The organism is Aeromonas sp. Y311-2 (assembly GCF_027706025.1).
GTDB classification, from domain to species: domain Bacteria; phylum Pseudomonadota; class Gammaproteobacteria; order Enterobacterales; family Aeromonadaceae; genus Aeromonas; species Aeromonas veronii.
Genome location: NZ_JAPDCL010000034.1, coordinates 1 through 2,786, shown reverse-complemented (window position 1 = coordinate 2,786; position 2,786 = coordinate 1). Strand labels below are relative to the sequence as shown.

Sequence of the window (2,786 nt, the reverse complement as noted above, 5' to 3'; positions counted from 1 at the left end):
CATTTCACACTACCGATAACGCCAATGCCTGATGGTTCTGATGAGCTGATCACCCCGTTGTCAGCTGACAATCGAGTTCGCTGGAGCCAGATTTCCATTTCACACTACCGATAACGCCAATGCCTGATGGTTCTGATGAGCTGATCACCCCGTTGTCAGCTGACAATCGAGTTCGCTGAAGCCAGATTTCCATTTCACGATACCTATAATGCGAATGCCAGCGGGCCCTGATGAGTTGATCATTCCGTTGTCAGCCGACAATTGCTACGGTGTTCTGAGATCCATATTTAGTTAAACGGCAAACGAGATCTGAGATCCGTTTGGCATTTCAACATTGAGCTGTAGTTTTCCCCCAGCAGCCTCGACCCAGCGTTTAAGGTCCATCAGTGTAACGTCCTGTATAGATGGATCTTGATCGCAAATCATGGGTTCGGTGCCAGCCTGGGTCAGCACTTCACGGAGTTGATTTATATGAATCTCTAGTCGCATTTGCTCTGCTTTTTCCCTGGCCTGAGTGACAACGTCGGGTATTTCTGTGGTCAATATTTCGTCAAGGGTTCGTGCCATGGCTACCTCAAAAGAACACTCGCTGGAGTGGGTCCTGAAAAAGTCATTTTGCGCTGAACGTAAGTGGCTAAGTTCTGTGCAAGATATGAGTAGTATCACCGGTGTGGATTGAAGCGTCTACGAATGGGCTTAAATGGAGCTTTTTTTCGTGTTTGCTGCGGCTATGCCGCCAGCAGCTGTACCAGTTGTAATAAGGCTGTGTTGTTGCATTTCTCACCACCGATAATGGTGTGAGATTGGTTGGAAGAATTCCATTTCATGATACTGATAATCTGTTCGCCAGCGGCCACTGAGGCGAAGATCACCACTTTTGTTAGCCGACAATCGCTGTCGGCAAGGGGCCGGAGTTCCATTTCACGATACCTGTGACCTATTTGCCTGCTGCCGCTCTGGTGCAGATTATCCCGTTGTCAGCCGACAATCACTATCGGCCAGTATCATGATTAATTGTTGTTTATATGATCTAAGCGTTATAAACTTTCTATGTATTATGGCAACTTGTAAGTTTACAAGTTGATCATATGGTACGGCCGTAGCTTACATTACCTGACACGAATTAGACTTTATAAAAAGGATTGAGGATAAATTATGGGGTACACTCGTTCTTCGATATCGATATTACTGGTTTTGCCAATGTTAGCTTGCCAGTCTTCACCTACATCCAGTCAGCCACCTGTAGTGAACGACCACCAAACAGTAGCAGTTCAGGTCGTTGAAGCTCCAGGTGTCAAGGCACCGCCAATTGAAAAAAATGCTGTTCAGATGGAATATAAAATTTTCAAAGAAATAATAAACCAGTTGCCAGAGGAGGATAAATTTGGCGGGTTTGGGGAGAAGTACACAAGCCTTATCAATCAATATGGCGGGGTTTACTACAGTGATGTGGTGCTTTCCAAATGGAATCAGTCGAGTAGTACATACGACTTGCCATATGTGATGTTAAAAACAGTCAAACCCAAACAAGCTCACTATACTGGTGTTAATGGTTACGGTGCTAAATTTAAAGTCCTTCGAATGGTATTCCAGGATGATAGGATTGCATTCAATAATCCTGATTTAGCTAGCATCCCTGTGTCAGAAGCAAGAGAGCTAGATGGGTCCACCGCTAGAATTTATTACAAGCTAAACAATAAGGGCTACTATAGTAATTCCTCTGGCGATTTTGCAGAGTACCGGCATGAAATATGCCGAGAAAAAATCAAACCAAAAGTTACCACACAATATCCATTTGAGTTGTTAGATCATGGTTGTCAGATCAATGGAGACGTTCTCAAGGTAGTCGCACTGAAAACCAATAAAGAATTGAAATTGGCCGAAGCCAAATCATTTAGAGTTTATTCTGATAATTATAGTATCAACCAACGCGCACTTGATGTCCTAAAGTAAGTTGGCGTAGTCATCTATTTTATTATTGCTTAGTGTATCAAGTAAGCGCCTCAGCTAGGTGCCGTGACACAAACTGCGATTGTTTTAAATGGGCCATGAATTAAATCATGGCCCATTTTACTTTATTCATGTAAAACGGATCTGACATTGATGGTGCAGGGCTAATTAACGAATTTTAAATATCTAACAGTTATTCCGCACCTAATTTTTGTATTTAAAATTGTGATATAACCCACACATTTGTGATCAAGTTGAGAAAGCACGTGATTTTATTTTCGTGTTCGCGTGACAATGCTCTGTTGGATAGCATTTCACTTCATCTCACAGGAGGCGCATACATGAATCGGAGTATTCCTGCTATTTTGGCCGCCTCCACTACAAGATCCTCAAGGTCGCTATTTACTGCGAATGTGTAGACATCATCGCCGAAAATAAATCCCCAAACAGGTGCGGAATGTCGGATCTAAGCTATGATGTTTATTATTATGAAGTTTTCAAATGAAAAGTTGATGACGTTGTGACTACAATTCATGGTAATTAAAATAATTATGAGCATGTTTTTATACTTCATTTCACTCCCCCTCTTTGTTTTTTTATTATCTCAGAAGGATGGGGTTGATGGCTCGTATTATTGTATTGTGGAACTTAGAACCTATCCCAAAAGGAGTTGTCAGACAAAAATAGTGTTGTGTGACAATTTCTGAGGGGCGGATGGCGGGCGATAACTGGCTGATTAGTGATGAGCTCTGGGCAAAAATGGAACCATTGCTTCCAGAACACAAAACCAACCACCCGCTGGGGAGGCATCGCAAGCGGGTGGATAATCGTGCCGC

The 2,786-nt window shown here is 42.8% G+C and carries 3 protein-coding genes and 1 pseudogene; 2 read left to right on the top strand and 2 right to left on the bottom strand.

Annotated features, from left to right (window positions below):
* Positions 1–291 precede the first annotated feature (291 nt).
* The gene (locus tag OKC42_RS21175; RefSeq protein ID WP_113722059.1) at positions 292–567 is read right to left on the bottom strand and encodes a transcriptional regulator; all 276 of its coding nucleotides are present in this window, start codon (positions 565–567) and stop codon (positions 292–294) included.
* A gap of 161 nt (positions 568–728) precedes the next feature.
* On the bottom strand, positions 729–920 hold the full coding sequence (locus tag OKC42_RS21170) for a hypothetical protein (RefSeq protein ID WP_182962972.1): 192 nt from the start codon (positions 918–920) through the stop codon (positions 729–731).
* Between the two features lie 235 nt (positions 921–1,155).
* Here OKC42_RS21170 and OKC42_RS21165 point away from each other — a divergent pair, with 235 nt between their 5' ends.
* Entirely contained in the window at positions 1,156–1,953 is a 798-nt protein-coding gene (locus OKC42_RS21165) for a hypothetical protein (protein ID WP_270820845.1), read from the top strand.
* A 711-nt stretch (positions 1,954–2,664) separates the two neighbouring features.
* Positions 2,665–2,786: pseudogene (locus OKC42_RS21160) on the top strand (IS5/IS1182 family transposase); the annotation flags it as partial.